Origin of the sequence: Psychrobacter sp. T6-4 (assembly GCF_052258425.1) — a bacterium.
GTDB lineage: Bacteria > Pseudomonadota > Gammaproteobacteria > Pseudomonadales > Moraxellaceae > Psychrobacter.
Genome location: NZ_JBQQEZ010000003.1, coordinates 1 through 25,788, shown reverse-complemented (window position 1 = coordinate 25,788; position 25,788 = coordinate 1). Strand labels below are relative to the sequence as shown.

The window sequence follows — 25,788 nt, the reverse complement described above, 5'->3', positions numbered from 1 at the left end:
TAATACTGTGTAAAAAAAGTATTGTGCATAAAAAACGCCAAGCATTACACTTGGCGTTCTTATAGTAGTAGTGTTCTAGTCCGTATCTAAAAACCACTACTTACCATAAGTACATAAATAAGCCGTTTCTACATCTACTTTGACATTGAATTTTTGATTGGCCTTTACTGTGAATGACTCGCCAGCCTTGAAAGTTTGCCACTCATCGCTCTTAGGCAATTTGACTGTCAACGCACCACTGACTACGCTCATGGTTTCAAATTCGCTGGTGCCAAACTCGTACTCACCAATTTCCATAACGCCGACAGTAGCGGGAAGCGTAGCCGTTTGAAAGGCGATGGACGTGACTTTGTCATCAAAATAACTATTAACGCTTGGCATAATTTTCCTTAAATTTGGATTTATTTAAATATCGAAAGTGTTTTTACAATCCTGCCTTAAGACTCGCTTCGATAAATTGATCGAGATCGCCGTCGAGTACCGCACCCGTATTAAAGGTCTCAATGCCCGTACGCAAGTCTTTGATACGCGAATCATCAAGCACATACGAGCGAATTTGACTACCCCAACCGACATCAGACTTATTATCCTCGACCGCTTGTTGTGACTCCATACGTTTTTGCATCTCAAGCTCATAAAGCTTGGCGCGTAGCATTTTCATTGCGGTCGCCTTGTTACCGTGCTGACTACGCTCGTTTTGACAGGTCACCACCACGCCGCTTGGCTCGTGAGTGATACGTACCGCAGAATCCGTGGTGTTGACGTGCTGACCGCCTGCGCCCGATGAGCGGTAGGTATCAATGCGCAAGTCCGCTGGATTGATATCGATCTCGATATCATCGTCAATCTCAGGCGACACAAAGACGGCGGCAAACGAGGTATGACGACCGTTATTACTGTCAAACGGCGATTTGCGTACCAAGCGATGCACGCCAATCTCAGTGCGTAGCCAGCCAAAGGCATAATCGCCTTTGATCTCGATAGTCGCCGACTTAATACCCGCGACGCTACCAGAGGACACCTCGATGACATCCACCTTAAAACCGTGCGCCTCTGCCCAGCGCGTATACATACGCAATAGCATCTCTGCCCAATCTTGTGCTTCAGTGCCGCCGCTGCCTGATTGGATATCTAAGTAGCAATTATTGGGATCCATCTCACCGCTAAACATACGGCGAAATTCCAAATCAGCGACACGTTTTTCAGCTTGATCAAGCTCGCTTTGTACATCTTTAAGTAGAGATTCATCCTCAGCTTCTACCGCCAGCTCAAGCATGGCCGCCGCATCCTCTAGCGTAGTCTCAAGCGATACTACCACCTCAATAACGCCATCGAGCTGGCTTTTTTCTTTGCTGATTTTGGTGGCGCGCTCAGTGTCATTCCATAGATCAGGACTCTCCATTTCTAAATTGACTTCCTCGAGGCGCTCTTGCTTACCATCAAAGTCAAAGATACCTCCGGAGATCCTGTCCGCGTATCGATAAGTCTTTGATTTGTTCTTGGTAGGGATTGATTTCCATTGATTTTCCTGTTGTCTAACAATTATTTATGTGTTTTAAAATGGTTCACGAAAATTCTATTTAAAGAATTTCCCTTGCAAAGCTAAAATTACAGTGTAATTTTTTGACGCTTCTCAGGGTTAAAACCCAGCCTACGTCAAAAATAATTTTTATTAAGATTGATGTTGTCGACTACTCATTACAATGACATCACTGAGTAATTATAAGCTAAATCGACCAATCCTCAACCGCCCAGCGATGTGCTAATGCATGCGCATGCAAAGCCTTGTCAGGCGACACGCAAACTGCCACATCCGCCCATTCAAGTAGCGGGATATCGTTTTTGGAGTCTGAATAAGCATACGTTTTCTCAAATTTAATGCCGTTCAACTGTTTTTTATCGATCCATTTATCCAGATGATAAATTTTACCTTCTTTGAAATTGGGCTTGTCATTAAGCTTGCCCGTATAACGCTCATCGACGATCTCAAGAGGCGTTGATAATACATTGGCGTCCTCTATCCCAAAACGCTTAGCGATGGCAGAGACCACAAAGTCATTGGTCGCTGAGATAATCACCACGTCATGACCTTGTTCAATATGATGACACAATACCTCCATCGCTTTTGGTCTGATATGCGGCTCAATCTCTGACTTGATATAGTCTTCGCGCAGCTCACAAAGTCTGTCCATCGGCAGAGTGCTCAAAAACTGTGCGACAAATTCGTTATACTCAGTGGCATCAAGCGTGCCTTCAATATAATCGTTATAGAATTTTTGATTAGCAGTGCGATATTCGGCTTCGTCTACAAGGTTGTGTTTGACGATATATTCGCCCCATAAATAATCACTGTCGACATCAAGTAAGGTATGGTCAAGATCGAACAGTGCTAACGTACGTAAATCGTTTGCAGATGATGTGCTCATATTGAAATCTCAGAAATAACAAAATTGGTAAATAATACACGCAAAAGTTGAGTAAATAGACGACTAAGTACGTAAAATCATGCTAGCTTACCATCATGTCTGTACAACTATAAAGTACAACCACTCAATACAAGCCAAATGACAAAAAACGTTATGAAACCTATTAAGCAAAAGCCAAAACCGAGTGTGTTTGCCAAGCCTCGGCGTCCTGCACGTTCAATCAAAGAGATTAGGCGTCGCCGAATGGGCGAGGAGTATCAATCCTTTAGCGAGCGCCTCGTATATGCGCTATTAAATGGCGCGCTTTATGGATTTGGCGGTTTAGTTATCGACTTAGCTATCGTTGTTATTCGCTCAGTGCTAGGCATAGGTAGCGGTGATATATTTTGGTTATTTACGCCTGCGCTGTGTTTGCTGGGTATCATTATCGGTTTTGTCGTTGGCAAAAGCTCAGGCGCTGATAGCGTTAGCGCCTTGAATTTAAGTGATAGCGCTCATAGCAAGCCTTATAGTAATGATTACTCAGTACGCCACGATGTCTTTCGCGGTATGGTCTTTGGCATTGTTATCTTTGCTATTATTTGGCTGGTTATGATGCTAGTGGTATAGAGCCATTTGTATATATAATTTTGCAAAAAAAGCCTCTAGTCTGACAGAGCTTTACTCTGGCTGCTCAATCTCAACCAGACCGGTCTTAAACTTTTGACAGCGATCTGCATAATGCATAGCAGAGAGCTTTAGCATAGCGGCTTGCTCATCGCTCAAGGTTTTGACGACTTTGGCAGGTGCGCCCATTACAAGAGAATTATCTGGAATCACTTTGCCCTCTGTCACCAATGCCTTGGCACCGATGATACAGTTTTTGCCGATTTTGGCATTGTTTAATATCACCGCACCGATACCGATCAAGCTATTATCATCAATCTCACAGCCATGCAACATAGCCAAATGTCCGATGGTCACGTGATTGCCGATTTTGACCTCGATGCCTGCGTCAGTATGAATCACGCTATTTTCTTGTACATTACTATAGTCGCCAATATGAATGCGCTCATTATCGCCGCGAATAACCGCGCCAAACCAGACGCTAGCTTGATGACCTAAATATACATCGCCTATAACGCGCGCCGTATCAGCGACCCAGCCATTAAAAGGGCTAGCAAATTCAGGCTTTTTTTCTAAATATTGATAAATCATAACGTATCCTTGTTAATTATAAAAAAGCATTGTAGGGCGTGTTTGATAATTCACAAATACGCACTGACAGAGACTATTTTTTGGGCGATTCAAAGATAAAAATAGTAAGTTTAGTTATTCTAAGCGTCTATTTTTATCAAAGGAGCGGCAAAAAAGAGTCCTGTCCTTTCAGGCTGATGCTAAAATTGCCCCCCAGCTCTATATAAGCAGTGTGTTGCAAGTCAAGCTAAGGTCTAGACATTATCTTTAACTTACGCCGTCTCTGGAACACATCTTTGATAAACTAGTAGCCATCAGCAGTGCCATGGTTGAATGTTCAACACGCCCTAGTACTTAATAAGTAAAATCTTGAAAATTAGCTATCAAAAACGGACGATTGAAATTTGATAAAAATTTCATAGGTTATAAGAGTTAATTACCCTAAAATGGGGGCGCCCTAAACACTAATTAGTGATGCGAATAATACCACTTTGACAGTCATAAACAAAAGCATCTTTGGAAACCTTGCTATGAATAGCCACATACCCCTGTCTTTATTACTATTAGCTAGCAGCTCACTAATAATGAATGTCAGTTACGCGGACAGTAACTCAAACCTAGAAAAAGCAGGTAGCGTCGTTGCGGTAGCTATTCCAGCAATCGCCTATGGTAGCACCTATTATTTTGATGACAAAAAAGGTCGCGGACAGTTTTATCGATCCTTTGGCACCACTGTAGCGACGACTTATGCGCTAAAAGCCGTCGTTGATAAAGAGCGCCCCAATGGTGAGGGCGATAACTCTTTTCCTTCGAGTCATGCTTCAGTCGCCTTTCAAGGGGCCAGCTTCATCCATAAACGTTACGGATTTGAGTATAGTATTCCCGCCTACATTGGCGCAGGGTTTGTCAGCTACAGCAGAATAGAGTCCGATGAGCATGACGCAGGCGACGTCTTTGCAGGTGCCCTATTAGGTATTGCTAGTAGTATGTATCTCACCAAAAGCTATGATGATAAGTTGCATATTGCCACCAGCCTTGCGCCTGATTACTACGGTTTGAGTCTGCATTATCAGTTTGAATAAGAGCTATGCTCATAGCATTTATTCACACGTACAATGCTAGCTCTAATCATAAAACTCTAGTATAATGCGCAAAATCTATGCCTAAGCGAGTGGACATGATGCGAGTTACCTCTTCACTAATCTGTGAGTGTTGTAAATTCCATCTATGATGTCTTCTCGCTTTTTTGTGGGAAATTTTTGCTCCCAGCCCTTTTATCAAGTAATCATTAACTAATTTAAATGATGCTACTAAAGGTCTACGCAAGCAGCCCTTTATATAAACAAAACTCGATGGCACTTATCACTAATAGCGGAGGCAATCCTTGAAATCATTGACCCAGACACAAGCAATTTTGGCACTAGCAGACGGTACAGTATTTCGCGGTATCAGTATAGGCAGCCAAGGTCACCGCGTCGGTGAAGTCGTCTTTAATACAGCGATGACAGGCTATCAAGAGATCCTCACAGACCCAAGCTACGCGCGTCAATTGGTCACCCTCACCTACCCGCATATCGGCAATACAGGTACCAACGATGAGGACAGTGAAGCGGGCAATATCGACTTTAAACAGCAGATATGGGCTGAGGGTCTCATTATCCGTGATGCGACAATGGTCACCTCAAACTTTCGTAACACCGAATCACTAAGCGACTACCTCAAGCGTCACGATACCGTGGCTATAGCTGAGATTGACACCCGTCGATTGACTCGTCTTTTGCGTGAGCAAGGTGCTCAAAACGGCTGCATCATGACCGCCTCAAATGGCGAGACCATCAGTGACGATGATGTACAGCAGGCCATCCAACTGGCAAAAGACTTTGCCGGTCTTAAGGGTATGGATCTGGCAAAAGAAGCGACTCATCCAGATGGCTTTGAGTGGACGACGGGTACGTGGGAATTGTCAGACACCCTGCTCAACCGCGATGCACCTGGTAGCCATGATAGCGGTACGGGCGGGTTCTATAAGCAGCTTGGTACCCATATCGAGCACAAATACAATGTCGTCGCTTATGACTTCGGCACCAAGACCAATATCCTACGTATGCTGGTCGATATCGGCGCACGCGTGACCGTCGTCCCTGCGCAAACGCCAATTGACGACGTACTGGCGATGAACCCAGACGGCATCTTCTTATCGAACGGTCCTGGTGATCCAGCAGCCTGTGATTATGCTATCGATAGCGTGCGTCATATCATCGAAGAGACGGATATTCCCACCTTTGGTATCTGCTTAGGCCATCAGCTCGTTGGGCTTGCCAGCGGCGCGGATACGATGAAGATGAAGTTCGGTCATCATGGTGCCAATCATCCGGTACAAGATTTGGACACCGGTTTGGTGATGATTACTAGTCAAAACCATGGCTTTGCGGTTGATGAAACCAGCTTACCCGATAACGTCAAAGTCACCCATCGCTCATTGTTTGACGGAACTAACCAAGGTATTGAGCTGACCAATAAACCCGTATTTAGCTTCCAAGGTCATCCAGAAGCGAGTCCTGGCCCGCATGACGCCGCTGAATTATTTGCTAAGTTTGCGCAGATGATGGATAAGAATAAAAAAGTTAAGACAACGATTTGAGTAAAATTGCCAACCTTGCCAAACCTATTATTGAAGGACACATCTAAATGCCAAAACGTACCGACATAAAAAGCATTCTTATCATTGGCGCAGGCCCCATCGTCATCGGCCAAGCGTGCGAGTTTGACTATTCAGGCGCGCAGGCGTGTAAAGCTCTTCGTGAAGAAGGCTACCGAGTTATTTTGGTCAACTCAAACCCAGCCACCATCATGACTGATCCCGATATGGCGGATGCCACTTATATCGAGCCGATTACTTGGCAAACGGTTGAGCAAATCATCGATGTCGAGCGCCCCGATGCCATCTTGCCGACGATGGGCGGACAGACCGCACTCAACTGTGCGCTAGATTTGGACAAGCATGGCGTACTCAAAAAATACAACTGTGAGCTGATTGGTGCGACCAAAGACGCCATCGAGATGGCAGAGGATCGTGAGCTTTTTGACCAAGCGATGAAACGTATCGGTCTGGAATGTCCGCGCGCTGAGACTGCCAATACCATGGAAGAAGCCTTTGCCACCCAAGAAAAAATGGGCTATCCGTGTATCATACGCCCCTCGTTTACTATGGGCGGCTCAGGTGGTGGTATCGCATATAACCGCGATGAATTTATCGAGATTTGCGAGCGCGGTTTTGATTTATCGCCAACTCATCAGCTCTTGATCGATGAGTCCTTGATTGGCTGGAAAGAGTACGAAACTGAAGTCGTTCGTGACAAAAATGACAACTGTATCATCGTCTGTACCATTGAGAACTTTGATCCGATGGGCGTGCACACCGGCGACTCTATCACTGTCGCCCCAGCGCAGACTTTGACAGATAAAGAATATCAAATCATGCGTAACGCCTCCCTTGCGGTACTGCGTGAGATCGGCGTTGAGACGGGCGGCTCAAACGTACAGTTCGGTATCAATCCTAAGACAGGCCGTATGGTCGTCATTGAGATGAACCCGCGCGTGTCGCGTTCATCAGCGCTCGCCTCAAAGGCAACAGGCTTTCCGATTGCGCGTATCGCCGCCAAATTAGCCGTCGGTTATACCTTGGATGAGCTGCAAAACGATATCACTGGCGGCGCAACGCCAGCGAGCTTTGAGCCAACGCTGGATTATGTCGTCACCAAGATTCCACGCTTTAACTTTGAAAAATTCCCGCAAGCAGATAATATCTTATCGACACAGATGAAGTCGGTCGGTGAAGTGATGGCGATTGGCCGTAACTTTCAAGAATCTATGCAAAAAGCACTGCGCGGCTTAGAGACGGGTGCAGATGGTTTTGATGAGCAAATTGACTTAGCTAAAGTTAGCACCAGCAAAGCTCGTAGCGAGATTACCAATCGCCTGACTATTCCAACGCCTGAGCGCATCTTTTATATTGGCGACGCCTTTCGTATCGGCATGAGCGTTGATGAAGTGTTTAAGCTGACCAATATTGACCCGTGGTTCCTCGTGCAGATTGAAGATATCATCGAGACTGAAACTCGAGTACGCGCGCTAGGCTTTGGCGGCTTAAATGAGACCAACCTTCGTCAGTTTAAGCGTAAAGGCTTGTCGGATTTACGTTTGGCGAAATTACTTGGCGTCTCACAAAAACAGCTGCGCAAAAAGCGTTGGGATTTAAACATCTATCCTGTTTATAAGCGCGTAGATACGGCAGCAGCAGAGTTTGCGACGAGCACCGCTTATATGTACTCAAGCTACGATAGCGAATGTGAGGCCAATCCGACTGACAAGAAAAAAATCATGGTTATCGGCGGCGGTCCCAATCGTATCGGTCAAGGCATTGAGTTTGATTATTGCTGCGTACACGCCGCTCTTGCCATGCGTGAAGATGGCTATGAAACCATCATGGTTAACTGTAACCCTGAGACGGTTTCGACCGATTATGATACCTCAGATCGCCTCTACTTTGAGCCGATTACGTTAGAAGACGTGCTTGAGATCGTCCGTATAGAGCAACCTGATGGCGTCATCGTTCAGTTCGGTGGTCAAACCCCATTGAAACTTGCCCGCGCTTTGGAATCAGCAGGCGTCAACATCATCGGTACAAGTCCGGATGCTATTGATCGCGCAGAAGATCGTGAACGCTTCCAGCACATGATTCATCAGTTAAACCTCATTCAGCCCTCAAACGCGCTTGCGACGAGCTTAGAGGACGGTTTAGTAAAAGCCAAAGACGTCGGCTATCCATTAGTCGTACGCCCCTCATACGTACTCGGCGGCCGCGCGATGGAGATTGTCTATAACGAAGATGAACTTAGACATTACCTGCGCACCGCCGTTCAAGCCTCTAATGAAGCGCCGGTACTGCTAGATCGCTTCTTAGACGACGCTATTGAAGTTGATGTCGATTGTGTCAGTGATGGCACTGATGTGGTCATCGGCGGCATCATGCAGCATATTGAACAAGCAGGCGTGCACTCTGGCGACTCAGCCTGTTCATTGCCACCTTACTCACTATCAGATGAGCTATGTGATGTCATGCGCGAGCAGACTATCGCTATGGCAAAAGAGCTTGGTGTGGTTGGCTTGATGAACGTTCAGTTCGCGGTCAAAGGCGAGACCGTTTATATCTTAGAGGTTAATCCTCGCGCGGCGCGTACGGTACCCTTTGTCTCTAAATGTATCGGTACCTCCCTTGCACAGGTTGCCGCGCGCTGTATGGCAGGCACGTCGCTCAAAGATCAAGGCTTTATGACGGAGATTGTACCGTCGTTTTTTGCGGTTAAAGAGTCCGTATTCCCCTTCGCCAAGTTCCCAGGTGTTGATCCAATCTTGAGCCCTGAGATGAAATCAACGGGTGAGGTCATGGGCGTTGGTAAAACCTTTGGCGAGGCCTTTTATAAAGCGGTTATTGGTAGTAATGAGCGCCTGCCTGGTTTGCCCACTGACGGCGAGAGCAAAACGGTCTTTATCTCGGTACGTGATAGCGATAAAGCGCAGATTGCCCCTATCGCCCGCCAGCTGGTTGATTATGGCTTTGATATCGTAGCGACCACTGGCACGCAACAGGTACTCGCTGATGCTGGTATTGACTGTCAGCAAATCAACAAGGTCACTGAGGGTCGCCCGCACATTGTCGATGCCTTGAAAAATGGCAAAATCGACCTTATTATCAATACCACTGAAGGCAAGCAGGCACAAGAGGATTCATTCTCTATTCGCCGCAGCGCTTTGCAAGGTAAAGTGTTTTATGTGACGACTCTAGGCGCAGCTGACGCAGTTTGTAAGTCTTACGCTATTGATTTGCCTTTCGATGTTTATAAGCTACAAGACTTGCATGCACAGGCCAAACCTATAGCTTAACTCAACGTGTCGAGCTTGACTTGTCAGGCGGTATATATTTACTCTATTGACTTAATTTGATAAATTCAGTAGATTAGGCGTAACGACAATTTTGTTGGCTTATACCCATACTTTTAAAAAAGCATAGTGGCAAGACTGCGACTATGCTTTTTAGTACGTCTGTTTCGCTCATGTAGCATTACTGGCTATCGTAGCGCTAAGCCCTCTCTTATTATTAGATTCAACCCCCACTAGCACCATCTCACTATCCGCTAGGAGTAGGAGGTGGTGTGATGTTATTGGTTAAAGGAAAAATCATGCAACGCTACCCTATGACTCTAGAAGGACACGCAGCTTTAGAAGCCGAATTAAAGCAGTTAAAAACGGTCGATCGTCCGCGTATTACTGCCTCTATCGCCGAGGCGCGCGAACATGGTGACCTCAAAGAAAACGCTGAATACCATGCTGCACGTGAGCAACAAGGCTTTTGTGAAGCGCGTATTCGTGATATCGAAGCCAAGCTTGGCGGCGCGCAAGTGATCGATATCTCAACCCTCAAACAAGAAGGCCGCGTGGTATTCGGTGTCACAGTCGTCATTGAAAACATGAACACCGAAGAAGAAAAACGCTACCAGATCGTAGGCGACGATGAAGCGGACTTTAAAGCAGGTAAAATCTCGGTCAACTCCCCTATCGCTCGTGGTCTTATTGGCAAGTCTGAGGGTGACGAAGCCCGTATCGAAACGCCAAAAGGCGTGGTCGAGTATGAGATCATGAAAGTGATCTATAGCTAATTTAGCTCAGCCTTAGCTTCGCTAACCTACCTCAACTGATTAAGGTGAGTTTACTTGATCATTTGGGGTATTTTTTTATTCAAATTACACAATGCTACTGTTTTAATTCCTTAAATTTAGTAAATAATCAGTTCAATTTTAATTAAATAGCTGATTAGTTACTTTATATAAAGGACTCTTACCACACTATTTATACCAATACTACCACGCAGCCAGTCAATGATATCAAGGCAATGGTGTCACTGCCGAATGGCGTACAGCTATTGTCACTAAACAAACTATTACCAACGCTTGCTACCACTGGCGGTGATAGTTACCAAACTATCCAGCAAGTTGGCAATACTATGGTCATACGCGCCAAGGTTCAATAAAAATAAAACTGAGGTTAAAAATAAAAAAATATTAAAGTTGATAAAAGGTCTGGTGGGCTAAGCATTTAGTCCACCAGACCTTTTTTTATGATAGCGTTTTGCTCATGGATATGGTAAAACGCTGCTTTAAGCTTAGGATATAACTGCTTGATGCAGTGACAAAAATATCTGAGATTTAGAAAATATCATTTTTCTTTATATAGAATTGGTCTATTAATTATATTATTAAGTTTTGTCATAAAAAAGATAAAACCAAAACCTAAGATTGACGTAGTGAGCACTCCTATCATGTTTTGATCGAAAATTAGGCTTTTAGTATCTTCGTAGGTTATTTGCAGATCCTCCTCTGCTCCCTCAACTTCTAAAACAACTAATTGTGGTAATTTATTGGATGCGCCTAAAAAATCGGGCTGATAGTACCATCCAATTTTTGCATCTTTACCGAGCCTTGGTTCAAGATATTTAGGGTCTATACACGATCCAGAGGTAATACTACCAAGCACATTATAGCTACAGCCATAAAGCGTTATCTGATTGGGGTCTTCGATAGATTGTAAGGCTATACTAAACCCTGTATCAGTGATGATACCCTCAGTGTATTGCAGTTCCGACTCCTGCGGAAAACCTCTACCTTGCCATTCCAAAAAATTGAGTACAATGATGAAGGATATCAACGAGACATTTAGAAACGTATCAAACTTTTGAGATGCTGATTTTTTTTTAAACTTATTTAGCATAGGATTTTCTTTAAAATATTATTCTGATGAGTTTATAGACTCAAGGTTAGAATGGCTACTGGAAAAATGGCTTATGGATAAAGCTACAAAGCTTAGCTTCTAAAATATATGTAAAGCCACTATTTACCACCTTACATATTCATAATACGACACTACTTGTCGTATTGTTTGGAAAATTCTCTCATGATTACAGTGACTTACAGAGCATTTTGGTAAAATAGCACCCTACTAACGAATTGGTAATCTCCTCTATGGCAACCATCAATTACGAAAGACTTCAAGGCAAACTCAACATCTTAGCCGATGCGGCCAAATATGATGTGTCTTGCTCATCATCTGCTGGCACGCGCAAAAATCAAGGCGGCGGTTTGGGTGATGCTTCAGCGACAGGTATCTGTCACAGCTATACTGAAGACGGTCGCTGCGTCAGCCTCCTCAAAATCTTACTCACCAATCATTGTATTTATGATTGTGCATACTGTACTTCTCGCAAAAGCAATGACACCCCGCGCGCGGCTTTTAGCGTTGAAGAAGTGGTTGATCTCACCATGCAGTTTTATCGTCGTAACTATATCGAGGGGCTATTTTTGAGCTCAGGTATTTTTAAGAGTGGTGACTATACGATGGAGCGCTTGGTTGAGGTCGCCAAGATACTGCGTACTCGTGAGCGCTTTAATGGATATATTCATCTAAAGACCATTCCTGGGGCCTCAAAAGAGCTTTTATTAGAAGCAGGTCTGTACGCGGATCGTCTCAGTGTTAATATTGAAATACCGACCAAATCAGGTTTGGCACTGCTTGCTCCTGAGAAGTCGCATGACGAATTAAAAGCACCGATGGAAACGGTAAAGACTGAAATCATCACCATCCGCGAGAGCCAAAAAAAGCATAAAAAAGCACCGAAATTTGTACCAGCGGGTCAAACCAGCCAAATGATTGTAGGTGCGAGTAATGAGACGGATCTGCAAGTGATTCAGTTGTCTAGCCATTTTTATAAAGAGTATGATCTCAAGCGTGTTTACTACTCAGGCTACGTACCGATGCTCTCTGACACTCGCCTGCCAGCGATTGGCACGCCTGTCCCTATGGTACGCGAAAACCGTCTGTATCAGGCTGATTGGCTCATGCGTTTTTATGGTTTTGGTGCGCACGAAATCGTCGAGCCTGAATCCCCATTTTTGGACTTAGACTGCGATCCAAAGCTGGCTTGGGCGATACGTCATCGCGAGCATTTTCCGGTTAATATTCAAACCGCAAGCTATGACATGATCGTACGTATCCCAGGTATTGGTACTAGAACAGCGAGAAAAATCGTTAAAGCACGCAAATTCAATCAGTTGACCTTAGAGCACCTAAAAAAGATGGGAGCCGCGGTCAATCGTGCCAAGTACTTCATTGCCACGACGGGTAAAAACGAGCATCTATCGCATCTCACGCGTGACAACTTTCGCCAGTATGTACTTGCACAAACGCAAACCAAATACAAAGACCAGCGTAGTGGTCAGCTGGCACTGTTTTAATATGCTCGTAAGTCTTGCTCAAAACCATCAAATAGCTATAGGATGATTTATGTCGCAGCTTGTCTTAAAAGATAACTTTGCAATGGGTCAGGTGACGCCGACTATCTTGATATATGAGCCGACCTTTGAGGGTTGGCTCAGTGCGGTCTATTACGTCTATGAACACAAACTGCAAAACCATGAGCTATTGCAGCTTGTCGCCGAGGATCGCTATGTGCCCTCACTCATTAGCACGGCCACGACCCTGACAACTAGTGATGAGCAGGCGCAGCGCGTCCTCAAAAAACTCAATGCCCTGCTTGGCCGCTCTGGTATGCGCAAGCTCTTGTGGGGATTTTTATCTGAAAAAGATCATATTGGTACGACGCTATTTCATATCGTCAAATACGCGATTGATTTTCCTCGGCGCAATGTTTTGGAAGATTTAGGTCATCTAGACGTTTTGGAGTTGGTACAGACCGTTAAGTCTGTGCACCGCGAAAAACATCGTATGGAGGCTTTTGTACGTTTTGAGCATACCACTGACGATATTTATTTTGCGCGCATTGAGCCTGACTTTAACGTGCTGCCTATTATTGGTGAGCATTTTCGTCAGCGCTATCAAGATCAGCACTGGGCAATCTATGATTTGGCACGCGGCTATGGCATCTATTTTGATAAAAGCTTGAGCACACAGACGCGTCCTGCTGACTTACAGACTATTACCGATCTCGATGACGCGGTACTGCGTAATCCTGCCAGTGTTCATAGCGAGGATGAGCAGCGCTATCAGCGCTTTTGGCAAGGGTATTTTACTAACGTCAATATCAAAGAGCGCAAAAACACTCGCCTGCATAGGCAACACATGCCGCAGCGCTACTGGAAATATTTGAGCGAAAAGCAAATTTTGCCTGATGCTGACTACCTTCAAAAGAAAAGGTAAAAGAAAGATGCTAGCAAAAATGCTTCATTAAAAAGTATCAACAAAAAAACTCAACTTTATTTATAGAACTCAATCTAGTTATAAGGTTGAGTTTTTTGTGTTTATGACTGACAATATCAGCTTACTATATTCTCAGCTTATTATATTTTATGGTTGTCGCCTTTTATTATGATCGTTATGCGCCTGCTCTCCTCCTTAAAACACGATGAATCCGAACGCGGTATCTTTCATCTTGGGCGTGCGCTGGTCAAAAACGGTCATACCTCTATCATCGTCGCCAGCGCTGACAAAGATAATGACCTCGTCAAGCGTTTGGAGCGTGATGGCAATATCTACCATCAACTGCACATGAATAAAAAGTCTTGGCTGTCACTATTACAGGTCAATACCCTGCGGCGTTTGGTCGAAAAGCATAGCCCTGACGTTATTCATATTCATTCAAGAACGCCTGCCTGGATACTGCATTTAGCGCTTAAAAGAGCCAAAATAAAACGTATGCCAAAGCTGGTCTCCACGATGTACGGCTTTTATCCGATCAATAAATACTCGCAAGCTCTGCTTGATGTCGATACTATCATCACAGTATCTGACAGCGTGACCAATTATCTAAAACGGGGTCTGCGCCGAGAAGAGGCCGATCCCAAAGTTATCAAGCGTATCTACCGCGGCGTTGATACGCGCCGTTATCCTTATCGGCATAATCCTTCGGTGTACTGGCTGCGTCATACCTTTGCAGAATATCCTGAGCTTGAACACAAAAAGTGGCTGGTATTTCCTACGATTATCGGCAATGAGTATGGTCAAGAATGGCTCATTGATATCTTGGGGAATCTGCAAGAAGACTTTCCGCTGATTCACGCTATTATTATGGATGAGGATTACCGAGAGAGCGATGTGGCGCATGAGGACTTTCGTCAGCGCGCTAATGCATTAGGTTTGGCTGAGCGTATTACTTATGTGGGTAGTAAGCGCAATGATATGCGCGAATGGTTGTCAGCGGCCAATATTGTCATGGCGCTAGCCAATCAGCCAGAATCTATCGGTATCAATGCCCTACAGGCTATTCATTTAGGTACGCCTGTTGTGGGCTGGGATCAGGCCGCTTTTAGTGAGATTTTGCAACCTTTATACCCGCAGGGACTGGTCAAAAAATACAATGCTGTTGCCCTTTGTAAAACGGTCAGGCATCAGCTTGAGAGCGTAACTCGGCCTGAGATGACCAACGAATTTACCATGCGTGAAATGATTAGCGAAACCCTAGCCGTCTACAACGCGCTACATGATCAGGCGCTCCTTGAGGAACAATTGCTGCTCAATGCCTCTGCCGCCAAAAGAGTCAAAAAACAGCTCAAAGCGGACAATCCTATGGTGGAGTCTTCACACAAAAGGGTGAGCAATACCAAAGTTGAGCTATTAAAAAAGCCGCCAAAAGCTATGGGCGACTCTAAAATAATACTCAAAAAGCAAACAGGTCGCTCAAATCATTCAAGCACAAGCCCTAACCCTTCTCAAGAAAAAACGGTTAATAAAGAGGGCACTAACAAAAGTAGCACTCCTCAATAAGTCGTCGGCGTATGCGCGCTGATAACACGTGCAATACTATCGCTTGGATTCATGAACGTGTGCGGGCGATTGGTATCGATGACGTAGCTGTCGCCTTTGTTGAGCAGATAAGTCGTCTCATCGATTCGTATCAAAATCTTGCCCTCAATTACCGTGCCTATCTCCTCTCCCTCGTGCGCAATCTTCTCCTCAGTCGAGCTGTTCGGCTGATAAGTCTCTATCAAAAACCCTAAATTTTTAGTGGTACTATGGTTATACACTTGCTTAAGTGATACGCGGCAGCCAGGCTCACTAAGCTCCAATAAATCCTTTGGCGTGACGACCACTCTAGCTTTTGGCTCTTGCCATTCATCACTAAAGAAGGTAGTAAGATCAGAACCTAACACCTCAAGTATCGCTTTTAAGGTATTGACCGCTGGACTGACTTTATTGCGCTCGATGGAGCTAATAGAAGTATTCGTGAGTCCCGCCATTCTAGCAAGTTTACGCTGCGAGTAGCCCTTAGCTAGGCGCAGCTGATTGACCTTTTTGCCGATATTCTCTTCTTGCAACTCGCTTTTTTGCGGAGTAGCGTGAGTATCTAACCCGTCATTTTCAGCTTCATTGTCTAAGCCGTTATCGATGTCGACGTCTTGATTGAGACTATTTGCACTGGCGCACGCCTCATCGTCACTATTGTCATCACTATCAATAGTGTGGTTATTACTAACCTCATCATCATTAAAAGTCGTTTTATGGTCTTGGTGCTTACTGCTTGGTAGATTTTTTGCGGGCATGGTCGATAAATTCCGTGAATAAAAACTTGGACAAGTGATCTTGCGCATAATTTAACTCAGGATGCCATTGTACACCAATCATGAATGGATGTTCTAATAAGCTTATCGCCTCTATCATTCCATCACGGGCGACTGCCTCAACGAATAGACGCGCGCCCACTTTATTAATAGCCTGCTTGTGTAGCGAGTTCACATGCCATGTGTCACCAAACGCTGCCAATCTGCCCTCAGGTTGAATGAGGACATCGTGTACGGGCTGATATTGTACCTCTAGAGGCTGGGTACTGTCCTCCAAATGCGGCTCAAAAAACCCCTCAACATCGCGCCAATCAGGGTATAGCGTTCCCTCAAAATAGACGTTCATCTCTTGATGCCCGCGGCATACTGCAAACAGGGGCACGTCATTTTTGTCCGCATAAGCAAGCAGTTTAAAGCTCAGCGCATCGCGGCCAAGATCTTGTTTTTCTTCAATGTGGGTCGCGCCGTATCTATCTGGAGCGACATTGCTATAACTTCCTGTCAATAAAATCCCGTCAACCATAGTCATCAGCGCCTCAAAATTATCATCTTCAGCTGCCGTATTGGGCAATAAAATCGCATTGCCACCATAGTGCTGTACCGCATCGATATATTTTTGATATACCGACTGACCCGGTTGTCCATCGATCATCTTGTGACAAGATACGATGGCGATAATAGGTTTAGATGGCTGCATAAAATGATTCCTAAGTAGTGGGTAAAAATATAGTAGTAGATAAAAATATAGTAGTAGGTGAAGTTGTAGTCGCGATACATTTTTGCTCTATTGAAATTTAACACGGAGCTTATCAAAATGTAAACTATAAATCACACTTCTTTGTATTAATGATTAAAAACGACTTTTAAAGCCTATTTACGATACTTTTTAAATAAAAATTGACAACTATAAGTTTCGGTAATATATTGTAATTCATTAGCCATACTAAAGATAGCAATAGCATAACTCGCAAATGCGAACCGTCATTAGCTAAGTCACTCATTTGGCAGAAGAAATATAAGATTAGCGTTTATTATCGATACGATTTATCACTCTGGTTTTATGATACATAGAACACAGTTTTTATTACTTCAACAGGAAAACGGATATGACGGCAACCAACGGAATGGTCGACTCTACAGACATTACGCAATATGTTTATATTGCAGCAGGCGACATCAACGGCTTACTACGTGGTAAGCGTATTCCTTTTGATCAAATGGACAAAGCGCAAAACGGTAGTATCCGCTTGCCGCTCTCTATTTTGGGTGTCGATATTTGGGGCGCAGATGTCATCGAGTCCTCTCAGTCTAATGGCGATATAGATGCTATTGCTCGTCCTACTGGTCGTGCCGCTTTTCCACTATTAAATACTAGTGCGCCCTCATCACTATTGCCTGTTTGGCTCTATACCGAAGACAATGAGCCATATTATGGTGATGCCAGACACGTGCTCGATTACATCAGTAAACGCTTTAAAGCGCTTGGCCTTACGCCTGTTATGGCAACTGAGCTTGAGTTTTATCTGGTTGATTATGTTGAGGGCGAGACACCTAAGCCGCCTATTCGTCCAAAAAACGGTCTAAGGCTCAACAAAACCTCTATCTTAAGTATTAACGATCTACTGCAATTCGATGAGTTTTTGGATGAGATCTACGAGCAGTGCAAAAAGCTCGATATTCCAGTCGATGCCGCCTTAGCTGAAAACGGCTGCGGTCAGTTTGAGATAAATCTATTGCATGTCGATGATCCGCTCAAGGCCGCTGATGATGCGGTATTGTTCAAACAAGTGGTCAAAACTGTCGCCGCGCGCCGTAAGCTGACCGCCACCTTTATGGCAAAGCCCTTTGGTCTGCAATCTGGTAATGGCTTTCATGTGCATTGTAGCTTGCTCGACAAAGACGGTAACAATGTCTTTGATGATGGTAGTGATGAAGGCTCAGACATGCTGCGTCACGCCGTAGCAGGTCTGCTTGCAACGATGTCTGATTGCACCTTGCTGTTCGCCCCGCATGTGAACTCTTATCGCAGATTTACCCCAGGGACACTTGCACCAAACAATGTGTCATGGGGCTATGAGAACCGTACGGCGGCAGTCCGTATACCAGGCGGCGACTCGCGCGCGCGCCGTATTGAGCACCGCGTATCAGGTGCTGACGCCAATCCATATCTTGTCTGTAGCGCCGTACTTGCCGGCATGCTCTATGGCATTGAGAATAAGCTTGCAGCGCCAAACCCCATCAATGATATTACTTATGATGAGACTGAGCTTAAACTGCTACCGTTAGATTGGCTCTCAGCGATTCGTAAGTTTGAAGAGAGCGATCTGATCGATGCGCTATTCCCAACCGAGATGATTGAGCTGCTCACTGCAGTCAAAAAGCAAGAAGCCAAGCGCTTTGCTCAGCAAGTTACCAATCTTGAATACCTCACTTATCTACAGGATGTCTAAGATGTCAAATAGCCCTATTACACCGCCCAATGAGCAAAACACGCAGATGAGTAAACCGCCTAGTCATGCGAGCAACAATACGCGCAATATTCCGCACTACTCTGACAAAGGAAAGTACCCTGACAGCTACTATGCTGCTAGTCGTAACCCAAAGCCTGATCGCCCCACATTAAAAGACGACATTCAGGCTGAGATCTGTGTGGTTGGCGGCGGCTATAGTGGCCTCTCAGCAGCGCTGCATTTGCTTGAGAGCGATCACGAAGTCGTGGTACTAGAAGGCGCGCAGATTGGTTGGGGTGCTTCTGGTCGTAACGGCGGTCAAATCGTTAATGGGCTTAATGCTAGCCTTGAGAAGATTAAAAAGTCTTATGGTCAAGAGAACGCAGATTTTGTGGGTAAATTGGTCACGCGCGGCGGCAAAATCATTCGCCGCTTTATTCATGACTATAATATCGACTGCGATCTTAAAGAAAAAAACATCTTTGCCGCCTTTAATGCCAGTCAATTAAAGGACTTACAAAATACGCATACGCTGTGGGAGAGCCACGGTATGCATGATCGCGAGATGCTGGACAAGCAAGGCATCGAGCAGTATATCAATACCGACGCTTATGTCGGCGGCATCATCGATCACTCAGGCGGACATTTTCACCCGCTAAACTTAGCGTTAGGCGAAGCGGCAGCTGTTGAGCAAAAAGGCGGCACTATCTACGAGAATACTTTGGTTGTCGACGTTGAGTATGGTGATGATGCGATCAAAATCATTACCGAGTTTGGCACAGTGACTTGTCAGCAAGCGGTTATCTGCGGTAATGCCTATCTCAATAAAGTCATCCCCAAGCTCACCGACCGCGTTATGCCAGTATCCACCCAGATTATCGCTACTGAACCTCTCGGTGATTTAGCTGATACGCTGATTCCCTCTGACGTTTGTGTCGAGGATGTGCGTTATATCTTGGACTATTATCGTCTATCAGCCGACAAACGCATGTTATTTGGTGGCGGCTCTGTTTACGGTGGTCAAGATCCTGCGGATATCGCTGCCAAAATCGTCCCTAATATGCACAAAATTTTTCCGCAGCTACGTGACGCTAAAGTCGATTACGCGTGGAGCGGTAACTTTGCCTTGTCATTTTCGCGCGTGCCCCAGCTAGGTAAATTACACGAGCGTGTCTATTTTGCTCATGGCTATAGCGGTCATGGCGTCACCGGCTCGCACCTATTTGGTCAGATCTTAGCAGATGCTATCAACGGCAAAACTGATGAATTTGATACTTTTACCAAGATCCCATGGATACCCTTCCCAGGTGGGCGCGCGCTACGTGTGCCTTACTCTGTCATGGGATCGTGGTGGTATGCCCTAAAGGATCGCACTGGTTTGTAGTGGCTATATGAATCAAGCGATTTGTTTTACTTGTTAGCATGACCCCATCACAACAAAGGAGTGTTGTGATGGTTTTTGGCAAGTGGATAGATGACAACTTGCCGACCATAAATAAGAGTGATTTTGCTCTATAAAAATAATGAGCGTTTACAGGGAGTGTATTTATGAACATGAAACTCAACAAAGCAGTTGAGCAGCAGTATCATAATAAGCGAGTGTTTTTGACCGTAGTCGCAGCTGTTGCGATCTATCTTGTTTTTGCCTGGCTAGCCACTAGCCGTGATGCGGACCAGTCTTGGGGCGCATTGTCTTTATTACCGACCCTTCTTGTCCTAGTTACCGCCATTGTCTCAAGACGTCCTTTTGAGTCAATGATAGCGGGCTGCGTGGCGGGTCTTGTCATGCTCAACCCCTTTGACTTGGTCTCCCCTTTTGCGGACAATATCTCTTTGGTACTCGGTAATGAGACTATTATTTGGATTGTCCTTGTGTGTGGCTTGATGGGCGGCCTCATTCAGTTGCTTGAGATCAGCGGCTGCTTGGATGGCTTTAGTGAATGGCTACAAAAAATTATCAAGTCACGCCGGCAATCCTTGTTAGCTACTTTTGCGTTAGGTGTCGTGGTCTTTATCGATGATTATCTCAACTGTCTGGCAGTATCGACCTCTGTCAAAAAACTGACCGATGTCTATCACGTCTCCCGTGAGAAGCTCGCTTACATCGTCGACTCTACCGCAGCTCCTATGTGTATTATCGTCCCTATATCGACTTGGGCAGTATACTTTGCAGGACTACTAGAAGAGAACGGCGTTGCAGGCGACGGCGAAGGTATTGGTCTTTATATTACTGCTATTCCGTATATGGCCTATGCTTGGTTTGCTCTACTCATCGTATTCTTGGTCGCTTATGGTATTTTGGGCGATTGGGGCCCGATGAAAAAAGCTGAAGCACGAGCAAAATCGGGCAACCCTGTCCCTGAAGCTTTTGTCGAGGAGCAGCTGGTCTCTAACGTTAAAGCCAAACGCAAACTGTCATTTAAAGCCAATATTGCAAACTTTGCCTTTCCAATGATTTTGCTTATCGTCTCTACTATTTATTTTGAGATTGATTTGCTGCGCGGTGCCTTATTAACCTGTTTTGTGACTGTCGTAGTGTACTGGGTACAAGGTATTTTAGCGTTCGAGACTCAAGTTGAGGCGATATTTAAAGGCTTTAAAGTCATGCTGTATCCGCTATCAACCGTTATCGGTGGTTTCTTTTTAAAAGAGATTAACGATGAGCTTGGTATGACCACGTACGTCATCGATGCGATCACGCCTTATATGACTATTATTATTTTCCCTGCGGTTATCTTTGCGGTTATGGCGTTCTTGACGTTTGCAACCTCTTCGAGCTGGGGTCTATATGTCCTTGCCATGCCGATTGTATTCCCGATCTCTTTGGCGCTTGGCGTAAGCACACCACTTATGATTGGTGCTTTACTGTCCGCATCCTCTTTTGGTAGCCATGCTTGTTTCTTTAGTGACTCCTCATTACTTGCCGCTCAAGGCGCTGGGTGCTCACCGATGCAACATGCCTTTACGCAGTTTCCCTATGCTCTGCTCGGTGCTGGACTGTCCGTTGTGACCTTCTTAGGTTTGGGGTTTTTGATGGCGTAAGCGGTAATAAGCGCAACTATTAACGATACAGTATTGTTACAACACAATGGGCAATTGCGAATCGGTAATTGCCCATTATTGATTACCAATTAAGTAAAACGGACACGTCGTGTTGTAGCGCAAGATTGGAATGATGTTTTCGCAGTCGGTATAGGCAAAGCACACCATAAAAAGCTATTTCAACTTCGCTGAATCGTTTTGGCCTATATTCTATTTATTATCACTAAAAGGAATCTTCTTATGCGTACGGTTACCGTTGCAACGACCCAAATGGCTTGTGGTTGGGATAAGCAAAAGAACATCGATACAGCAAGCAACTTGGTCACTAAGGCTGCAAAAGCGGGTGCCAACATCATTTTGCTGCAAGAGTTGTTTGAGACGCCTTATTTTTGCCAAGTTCACGACTTTGATTATTTTAAACTGGCAAGCACCGTCGAGAATAACGCCGCTATCACGCACTTTAAGACACTAGCGAAAGAGCTAAAAGTAGTCTTGCCCATTAGCTTTTATGAGCGCTCAGGCAATACCTTTTTTAATAGTGTGACCATCATTGATGCTGATGGAGAGGTACTTGGCACTTATCGTAAAACCCATATCCCAGATGGCATTCCTTATGCTGAGAAGTTCTACTTTACCCCAGGGGATACAGGATTTAAGGTGTGGGAGACTAAATATGCCAAGATAGGCGTGGGTATTTGCTGGGATCAATGGTTTCCAGAATGCGCGCGTAGTATGGCGCTAATGGGTGCCGAATTACAACTCTACCCCACAGCAATTGGCGATGAGCCCACGCTTGGTATAGAGTCAAAGGGACACTGGCAGCGCTGTATGCAAGGTCATGCGGCCGCCAATCTCATGCCCGTAATTGCCTCTAACCGTATCGGTTCAGAGACGATAACGCAAAAAGGCACTGATAGCATCATGTCATTCTACGGTAGCTCGTTTATTACTGATGGGCGCGGCGAGATTATTAAAGAAGCGTCAGCGGATAAACCTGAGATCATAAGTGCCAGTTTTGATCTGGATAAGCTTGCCCGTGATCGTCAGCAATGGGGCGTGTTTCGCGACCGCCGTCCCTCCATGTATGGCACTTTACTGACTCACGGCTAATCCGCGATTACCTCCAAAAGCTTATTAACCCAATAGCCTATTTACAAAGGTGGTTTATATGTCGACATCCAATAAACAAAGACAAGAGCCCTTATCTAAAAGTTTAATCTTGAATTCTACTCCAGTCGCAGACGGCTTTTACATGCCAGCTGAGTTTGAGCCTATAGACAAGGTTTGGATGGTCTGGCCGCACCGGGCGGATAATTGGCGTGATAATGCGGTCCCTGCCAAAGCCGCTTATAGAGCAGTAGCATTGGCAATTGAGCCATTTTGCGCGGTTGCCGTGCTCGTCAATCCTATAGATTATCAAGAGTGCCGTGATAGCTTGCCTGAGAATATCGAAGTCATCGCCATGCTAAGTGATGATGCGTGGGCGCGTGACATTGTTCCGACGTTTTTGATTAACCATAACCGCGAGCTGCGCGCTTGTGATTGGGTATTTAATGCGTGGGGCGGCAACGTTGATGGTCTGTACGCGCCTTGGGACAATGACGATAAGCTTGCTGCGCGCCTATGTGATTATTTAGATATCAAGCGCTACCGCACAGACAACTTTGTGATGGAGGGCGGCGCGTTTCATGTTGATGGCGAAGGTACCGTGTTGACGACTCGCATGTGCTTGCTGAGCCCTGGGCGTAATCCGCACTTAAATGAGTCACAAATTGAGGACACCCTTAAGACTTATCTAAATGCGCAAAAAGTGCTGTGGCTAGACGACGGCATTGATCCTGATGAGACCACGGGACATATCGATGATATCGCTTGCTTTGCCCGTCCTGGCGAAGTGGTGTGTCTGTTCACCGACGACCCGACTCACCCATTCTTTGCCGCCACACAAAAAGCCTATCAGCAGTTATCACATATGACAGATGCAAAGGGCAGACGTTTAAAGGTGCATAAGCTGTGCTGTACCAAGGAGGCGGTCACCTTGCCCAAAAACTATAACATCGCGCCGTCTGATGATGCCAAAGCGCGCCAATCTGGTGATTTATGTATTGCCTCGTATGCTAACTTTTTAATCTGTAATAACGCGGTAATCGTACCGCAATACGAGGATAGTAACGATAGCCTAGCGCTTGCCCAGCTTGAGAATATCTTTCCTCATCATCAGATCATAGGCGTGCAAACTCGTGAGATTGTCTATGGCGGCGGCAATATCCACTGTATCACTCAACAGCAGCCAGCCGGTCAGTCCTAGTCTTTTATATAATCAAAAGTGATACAAGACAGATGGGCGTAAGAAATACAGTAGCCAATCGTATCCGTCTAAGTAAGTCATTGATTTAATCAACATATTTTTGTCAATAGGTTTTGTTTAATCGATTATTTGCGTATAGGCATCCGTATCATATGCTATATTATCGTCATGAGTACGTAGGCAATTCTTGCTTACCCTCTAGTTATCATTATGATTTTTATAAAATAACTAAAATGGAATTTAACCCAAGGAACATATATGAGCGAATATCAAGTTACCAATCCCGCTACAGGCGAAGTTGAAAATACCTACACTACTGCCACCGACCAAGATATCCAAAATGCTATTGAACAAGCAGACAGTGCTTATCAAGAGTGGCAAAAAACCTCGCTTAGCGAGCGCACAGATATACTCAATAAAGTAGCTGACCTCTATGACGAGCGTCAAGATGAGTTGGCACGTATCATTGCCACTGAAATGGGCAAGCCTGTCGCACAAGCCAAAGGTGAGCTTAGCCTAGTTGCGCAGATCTATCGCTACTATGCGGACAACGCCCAAGAGCTATTAGCGCCTAATACCATCGATGTGGATGAAGGTTCAGCCTCAGTCAAAAAACTCCCCGTTGGCGCACTGCTCGGTATCATGCCATGGAACTATCCGCACTATCAGGTCGCTCGCTTTGTCGCACCAAACGTCGTCGCTGGCAATACCATTATCTTAAAGCACGCGCCACAGTGTCCCAATACCGCAGAAGTCATCGTTGATATCCTAAAAGATGCCGGTCTTCCAGAAGGCGTTTATAATAATGTGTATGCCACTAACGATCAAGCGGCAACTATTATTGAAGACAAGCGTGTACAAGGCGTGTCATTGACAGGCTCTGAGCGCGCAGGTGCAGCAGTAGCCAAAATAGCTGGCGGCGCGCTTAAAAAAGTCGTGCTAGAGCTTGGTGGTTCTGATGCCTTTATCGTGACCGCAGATGCTGATATCGCTCAAGCGGTGCAAAACGCTATTGTTGGTCGCTTCGGTAATACAGGACAAGCCTGTAACGCGGCTAAACGTCTAATCGTAGTAGAAGACGTCTATGAGCCATTTGTACAAGGCTTTACTGATGCGGTTCGCGGTATTTCAGCCGCTGATCCTATGCAAGAAGATACCTTTATCGGTCCTATGTCCTCACAGAGCGCTGCTGAAAATCTACAAAAGCAGCTCGATAGTGCAATCGAAGGCGGGGCTACGGTACTGGTTGAAGGCGGCATGAGTAATGACAAAGCAGGTGCTTGGTTTGCGCCTGCCGTCCTCGCTGATGTCGACAGCTCTATGAACGTCTATAGCGAAGAGCTATTTGGCCCGGTTGCTGTCGTTTATAAAGCGCGCGATATCGCTCATGCTATCGAGATTGCTAACGACGTACCCTTTGGTTTAGGCGCTTCTATTCAAACGCAAGATGCCGATCTCGCCGCTGATATCGCTGACAAGTTAGAAGTCGGTATGGTCACTATTAACGCTCCGTCTGGATCTGAGGCCAACACGCCATTTGGCGGTGTTAAACGCTCAGGATTTGGTCGTGAGCTTGGCACATTAGGTATCACTGAATTCTTAAACTATAAGCTTATTCGTGATAAGTCTTAATCTCTAGCTGCTTCAAAAAACTAATCTTTAAACAAACAAAAGCCTAACGTTATCGTGAACTGCCCCCCGAAACTTGGACGGTTTAAGTTTATAACAAGGACTGAGTTCTGTACTGTACAGGGCTTAGTCCT

Annotated in this window: 22 protein-coding genes; 15 read left to right on the top strand and 7 right to left on the bottom strand. The window is 45.3% G+C overall.

Going from position 1 to position 25,788, the window contains the following annotated elements:
* Positions 1 to 96: 96 nt before the first annotated feature.
* From ppnP to ACTXGE_RS02920, 3 genes are all read right to left on the bottom strand, one after another.
* A complete protein-coding gene (ppnP, locus tag ACTXGE_RS02930; RefSeq protein ID WP_435949218.1) occupies positions 97 to 381 on the bottom strand; it encodes a pyrimidine/purine nucleoside phosphorylase in 285 nt (94 codons plus the stop codon).
* A gap of 43 nt (positions 382 to 424) precedes the next feature.
* Positions 425 to 1,520 (bottom strand): peptide chain release factor 2 gene (prfB, locus tag ACTXGE_RS02925; RefSeq protein WP_443541908.1). Its coding sequence is split into 2 segments (ribosomal slippage): positions 425 to 1,447 and positions 1,449 to 1,520, totalling 1,095 coding nucleotides; the frame shifts between segments, so codons are not numbered across the junction.
* Positions 1,521 to 1,727: 207 nt separating this feature from the next.
* A complete protein-coding gene (locus ACTXGE_RS02920) occupies positions 1,728 to 2,426 on the bottom strand; it encodes an HAD family hydrolase (protein WP_443541910.1) in 699 nt (232 codons plus the stop codon).
* A gap of 153 nt (positions 2,427 to 2,579) precedes the next feature.
* Here ACTXGE_RS02920 and ACTXGE_RS02915 point away from each other — a divergent pair, with 153 nt between their 5' ends.
* Positions 2,580 to 3,035: a hypothetical protein gene (locus tag ACTXGE_RS02915; RefSeq protein WP_443541911.1), complete on the top strand. Its 456-nt coding sequence runs from the start codon at positions 2,580 to 2,582 to the stop codon at positions 3,033 to 3,035.
* Between the two features lie 51 nt (positions 3,036 to 3,086).
* Here the strand turns inward: ACTXGE_RS02915 and ACTXGE_RS02910 are convergent, their stop codons facing one another.
* The gene (locus ACTXGE_RS02910) at positions 3,087 to 3,623 is read right to left on the bottom strand and encodes a gamma carbonic anhydrase family protein (RefSeq protein ID WP_435949222.1); all 537 of its coding nucleotides are present in this window, start codon (positions 3,621 to 3,623) and stop codon (positions 3,087 to 3,089) included.
* Positions 3,624 to 4,132: 509 nt separating this feature from the next.
* Between ACTXGE_RS02910 and ACTXGE_RS02905 the strand changes: the two genes are divergently transcribed.
* The 5 genes from ACTXGE_RS02905 to ACTXGE_RS02885 all read left to right on the top strand — a co-directional run bounded on the left by ACTXGE_RS02905 (position 4,133) and on the right by ACTXGE_RS02885 (position 10,689).
* Positions 4,133 to 4,684 (top strand): phosphatase PAP2 family protein, encoded by a 552-nt coding sequence (locus ACTXGE_RS02905; protein WP_443560268.1) that lies wholly within the window; start codon positions 4,133 to 4,135, stop codon positions 4,682 to 4,684.
* 311 nt (positions 4,685 to 4,995) lie between these two features.
* Positions 4,996 to 6,243, top strand: a complete 1,248-nt coding sequence (gene carA / locus ACTXGE_RS02900) for a glutamine-hydrolyzing carbamoyl-phosphate synthase small subunit (protein WP_443541950.1) — start codon at positions 4,996 to 4,998, stop codon at positions 6,241 to 6,243.
* Positions 6,244 to 6,290: 47 nt separating this feature from the next.
* Complete coding sequence (gene carB / locus ACTXGE_RS02895) at positions 6,291 to 9,545, top strand: carbamoyl-phosphate synthase large subunit (RefSeq protein WP_443541915.1); 3,255 nt, start codon at positions 6,291 to 6,293, stop codon at positions 9,543 to 9,545.
* A gap of 296 nt (positions 9,546 to 9,841) precedes the next feature.
* Entirely contained in the window at positions 9,842 to 10,318 is a 477-nt protein-coding gene (greA, locus tag ACTXGE_RS02890) for a transcription elongation factor GreA (RefSeq protein ID WP_443541917.1), read from the top strand.
* A gap of 233 nt (positions 10,319 to 10,551) precedes the next feature.
* A complete protein-coding gene (locus ACTXGE_RS02885) occupies positions 10,552 to 10,689 on the top strand; it encodes a hypothetical protein (RefSeq protein WP_317198500.1) in 138 nt (45 codons plus the stop codon).
* A 185-nt stretch (positions 10,690 to 10,874) separates the two neighbouring features.
* Here ACTXGE_RS02885 and ACTXGE_RS02880 read toward each other — a convergent pair whose 3' ends face one another.
* Complete coding sequence (locus ACTXGE_RS02880) at positions 10,875 to 11,426, bottom strand: hypothetical protein (protein ID WP_317198501.1); 552 nt, start codon at positions 11,424 to 11,426, stop codon at positions 10,875 to 10,877.
* A 251-nt stretch (positions 11,427 to 11,677) separates the two neighbouring features.
* On the opposite strand from ACTXGE_RS02880, the gene ACTXGE_RS02875 reads away from it, so the two are divergent.
* The 3 genes from ACTXGE_RS02875 to ACTXGE_RS02865 all read left to right on the top strand — a co-directional run bounded on the left by ACTXGE_RS02875 (position 11,678) and on the right by ACTXGE_RS02865 (position 15,431).
* The gene (locus ACTXGE_RS02875; protein ID WP_443541919.1) at positions 11,678 to 12,946 is read left to right on the top strand and encodes a putative DNA modification/repair radical SAM protein; all 1,269 of its coding nucleotides are present in this window, start codon (positions 11,678 to 11,680) and stop codon (positions 12,944 to 12,946) included.
* A 49-nt stretch (positions 12,947 to 12,995) separates the two neighbouring features.
* Positions 12,996 to 13,868 (top strand): TIGR03915 family putative DNA repair protein, encoded by an 873-nt coding sequence (locus ACTXGE_RS02870; protein ID WP_443541921.1) that lies wholly within the window; start codon positions 12,996 to 12,998, stop codon positions 13,866 to 13,868.
* A 177-nt stretch (positions 13,869 to 14,045) separates the two neighbouring features.
* Entirely contained in the window at positions 14,046 to 15,431 is a 1,386-nt protein-coding gene (locus ACTXGE_RS02865; RefSeq protein WP_443560266.1) for a glycosyltransferase, read from the top strand.
* On the opposite strand, the gene ACTXGE_RS02860 is transcribed toward ACTXGE_RS02865, so the two are convergent.
* On the bottom strand, positions 15,425 to 16,207 hold the full coding sequence (locus ACTXGE_RS02860; protein ID WP_317198504.1) for a cupin domain-containing protein: 783 nt from the start codon (positions 16,205 to 16,207) through the stop codon (positions 15,425 to 15,427). The two genes, ACTXGE_RS02865 and ACTXGE_RS02860, sit on opposite strands and share 7 nt — an antisense overlap.
* Positions 16,179 to 16,922: a gamma-glutamyl-gamma-aminobutyrate hydrolase family protein gene (locus ACTXGE_RS02855; protein ID WP_317198505.1), complete on the bottom strand. Its 744-nt coding sequence runs from the start codon at positions 16,920 to 16,922 to the stop codon at positions 16,179 to 16,181. Before ACTXGE_RS02855 ends, ACTXGE_RS02860 begins: the two co-directional genes overlap by 29 nt.
* 409 nt (positions 16,923 to 17,331) lie before the next feature.
* On the opposite strand from ACTXGE_RS02855, the gene ACTXGE_RS02850 reads away from it, so the two are divergent.
* The 6 genes from ACTXGE_RS02850 (at position 17,332) to ACTXGE_RS02825 (ending at position 25,657) form a co-directional block, all read left to right on the top strand.
* Positions 17,332 to 18,675: a glutamine synthetase family protein gene (locus ACTXGE_RS02850; RefSeq protein WP_443541925.1), complete on the top strand. Its 1,344-nt coding sequence runs from the start codon at positions 17,332 to 17,334 to the stop codon at positions 18,673 to 18,675.
* Position 18,676: 1 nt separating this feature from the next.
* Positions 18,677 to 20,059: an NAD(P)/FAD-dependent oxidoreductase gene (locus tag ACTXGE_RS02845; RefSeq protein WP_443541927.1), complete on the top strand. Its 1,383-nt coding sequence runs from the start codon at positions 18,677 to 18,679 to the stop codon at positions 20,057 to 20,059.
* A gap of 164 nt (positions 20,060 to 20,223) precedes the next feature.
* Positions 20,224 to 21,717, top strand: coding sequence for a Na+/H+ antiporter NhaC family protein (locus tag ACTXGE_RS02840; RefSeq protein ID WP_317198508.1), 1,494 nt, complete (start codon positions 20,224 to 20,226; stop codon positions 21,715 to 21,717).
* A gap of 240 nt (positions 21,718 to 21,957) precedes the next feature.
* On the top strand, positions 21,958 to 22,827 hold the full coding sequence (gene aguB / locus ACTXGE_RS02835) for an N-carbamoylputrescine amidase (protein ID WP_443541929.1): 870 nt from the start codon (positions 21,958 to 21,960) through the stop codon (positions 22,825 to 22,827).
* A gap of 58 nt (positions 22,828 to 22,885) precedes the next feature.
* Positions 22,886 to 24,025 (top strand): agmatine deiminase, encoded by a 1,140-nt coding sequence (gene aguA, locus ACTXGE_RS02830; protein ID WP_443541931.1) that lies wholly within the window; start codon positions 22,886 to 22,888, stop codon positions 24,023 to 24,025.
* A 258-nt stretch (positions 24,026 to 24,283) separates the two neighbouring features.
* Positions 24,284 to 25,657, top strand: a complete 1,374-nt coding sequence (locus ACTXGE_RS02825; protein ID WP_443541933.1) for an NAD-dependent succinate-semialdehyde dehydrogenase — start codon at positions 24,284 to 24,286, stop codon at positions 25,655 to 25,657.
* Positions 25,658 to 25,788: the final 131 nt, after the last annotated feature.

What these genes read in the sequence shown, in the direction of transcription:
- ppnP (WP_435949218.1), bottom strand. Translation starts at nt 381, where the DNA reads ATGCCAAGCGTTAATAGTTATTTTGATGACAAAGTCACGTCCATCGCC.
- ACTXGE_RS02855 (WP_317198505.1), bottom strand. Translation starts at nt 16,922, where the DNA reads ATGCAGCCATCTAAACCTATTATCGCCATCGTATCTTGTCACAAGATG.
- ACTXGE_RS02920 (WP_443541910.1), bottom strand. Translation starts at nt 2,426, where the DNA reads ATGAGCACATCATCTGCAAACGATTTACGTACGTTAGCACTGTTCGAT.
- ACTXGE_RS02910 (WP_435949222.1), bottom strand. Translation starts at nt 3,623, where the DNA reads ATGATTTATCAATATTTAGAAAAAAAGCCTGAATTTGCTAGCCCTTTT.
- ACTXGE_RS02905 (WP_443560268.1), top strand. Translation starts at nt 4,133, where the DNA reads ATGAATAGCCACATACCCCTGTCTTTATTACTATTAGCTAGCAGCTCA.
- ACTXGE_RS02875 (WP_443541919.1), top strand. Translation starts at nt 11,678, where the DNA reads ATGGCAACCATCAATTACGAAAGACTTCAAGGCAAACTCAACATCTTA.
- ACTXGE_RS02885 (WP_317198500.1), top strand. Translation starts at nt 10,552, where the DNA reads ATGGTGTCACTGCCGAATGGCGTACAGCTATTGTCACTAAACAAACTA.
- ACTXGE_RS02880 (WP_317198501.1), bottom strand. Translation starts at nt 11,426, where the DNA reads ATGCTAAATAAGTTTAAAAAAAAATCAGCATCTCAAAAGTTTGATACG.
- ACTXGE_RS02915 (WP_443541911.1), top strand. Translation starts at nt 2,580, where the DNA reads ATGAAACCTATTAAGCAAAAGCCAAAACCGAGTGTGTTTGCCAAGCCT.
- ACTXGE_RS02840 (WP_317198508.1), top strand. Translation starts at nt 20,224, where the DNA reads ATGAACATGAAACTCAACAAAGCAGTTGAGCAGCAGTATCATAATAAG.
- ACTXGE_RS02850 (WP_443541925.1), top strand. Translation starts at nt 17,332, where the DNA reads ATGACGGCAACCAACGGAATGGTCGACTCTACAGACATTACGCAATAT.
- carB (WP_443541915.1), top strand. Translation starts at nt 6,291, where the DNA reads ATGCCAAAACGTACCGACATAAAAAGCATTCTTATCATTGGCGCAGGC.
- aguA (WP_443541931.1), top strand. Translation starts at nt 22,886, where the DNA reads ATGTCGACATCCAATAAACAAAGACAAGAGCCCTTATCTAAAAGTTTA.
- ACTXGE_RS02825 (WP_443541933.1), top strand. Translation starts at nt 24,284, where the DNA reads ATGAGCGAATATCAAGTTACCAATCCCGCTACAGGCGAAGTTGAAAAT.
- aguB (WP_443541929.1), top strand. Translation starts at nt 21,958, where the DNA reads ATGCGTACGGTTACCGTTGCAACGACCCAAATGGCTTGTGGTTGGGAT.
- ACTXGE_RS02870 (WP_443541921.1), top strand. Translation starts at nt 12,996, where the DNA reads ATGTCGCAGCTTGTCTTAAAAGATAACTTTGCAATGGGTCAGGTGACG.
- ACTXGE_RS02845 (WP_443541927.1), top strand. Translation starts at nt 18,677, where the DNA reads ATGTCAAATAGCCCTATTACACCGCCCAATGAGCAAAACACGCAGATG.
- ACTXGE_RS02860 (WP_317198504.1), bottom strand. Translation starts at nt 16,207, where the DNA reads ATGCCCGCAAAAAATCTACCAAGCAGTAAGCACCAAGACCATAAAACG.
- ACTXGE_RS02865 (WP_443560266.1), top strand. Translation starts at nt 14,046, where the DNA reads ATGCGCCTGCTCTCCTCCTTAAAACACGATGAATCCGAACGCGGTATC.
- greA (WP_443541917.1), top strand. Translation starts at nt 9,842, where the DNA reads ATGCAACGCTACCCTATGACTCTAGAAGGACACGCAGCTTTAGAAGCC.